2 protein-coding genes are annotated in these 930 nt (G+C 37.2%); both read left to right on the top strand.

Translation table 11 applies throughout. The features are described from left to right. Positions 1-137: 137 nt before the first annotated feature. Entirely contained in the window at positions 138-560 is a 423-nt protein-coding gene (locus ACM0OY_RS40470) for a hypothetical protein (RefSeq protein WP_414574312.1), read from the top strand. Between the two features lie 3 nt (positions 561-563). Beyond that, a partial coding sequence (locus tag ACM0OY_RS40465) for a hypothetical protein (protein WP_414574311.1) occupies positions 564-930 on the top strand: 367 nt, incomplete at its 3' end.

Here is a 930-nt window from a genome sequence, read left to right as displayed (position 1 = left end):
GCGCGACATCTGAAGACCTAGCGATAGGAGCGTTTAATGGACAGACACGACTATCAATAGTAGCCCCGCTGAACTCATCGCAAGAATATCTAGTCCTCAGTAACGTGACTGGAGGATTAGGCATAAGGATTGCTTAAATGTATTCCTACAACCGCTATTCTTCGTGTCAGTTGAAAGTCAATTGCTTTAACTATAAATACAACGGTTTTGTGCAATTGACTATTTCTTTAAAGTGCTACTTTTACCGCCTCAAGGCTATTCGACAAATTACCCTTAAGCAAGCCTTGTTTGGTGAGAATTATCAAGAGAATGCTACAGCTTTAATTGTTAGAAAGGGTGACATTGGTGCTAATCTCACGCCAGAAGGGATACTTTCTGCATTATTCCTTAATTGCTTAATCAATCGTCTAAATCTAGTAAAAATTGATTTCCTGTTTTCAGGAGTCGATATTGACGACGGTCAAAGAATGTCTACTTACTGGCTACATTTTTTTGATTATCCGTTGGACGAGTTTAACAATCCCGATATTTCGCAATCTATAAACCCTAACAATTTTTAGTTTATGTCTAGCTATTGTTCAACTACCGATAGTGTGGCAATCGTAACTTTAACTAAGAATGGAAAAGCCTTTGAGGTTAAAAGCACTAAGCCACCACTAACAATTACTTGTAAATCTGCAAACAATCCAGATTGCACTCCTGTAAAAATTTCTTACTACGCCAAAGAAAGAAATTCTAATACTAATGCAATCAGTGAGGGTAATTATATCTACAATTTGTATGCTCCTGTTTCAGGTATTAGGATTATTGGAGATCAAAACATACAAATTTATTCCCGTGGCTCTACTGCTTTTGGTAATTGCAATCTTCCTGGTTGGTACACGATAGCCAGTACTGGAGGTAATTGGAAATATATCGAAGCAACAATTA

The sequence above is a fragment of the Nostoc sp. CCY 9925 genome (assembly GCF_963920935.1).
Classification (GTDB): Bacteria; Cyanobacteriota; Cyanobacteriia; order Cyanobacteriales; family Nostocaceae; genus Nostoc.
This window is presented reverse-complemented; position numbering and strand designations above follow the sequence as displayed.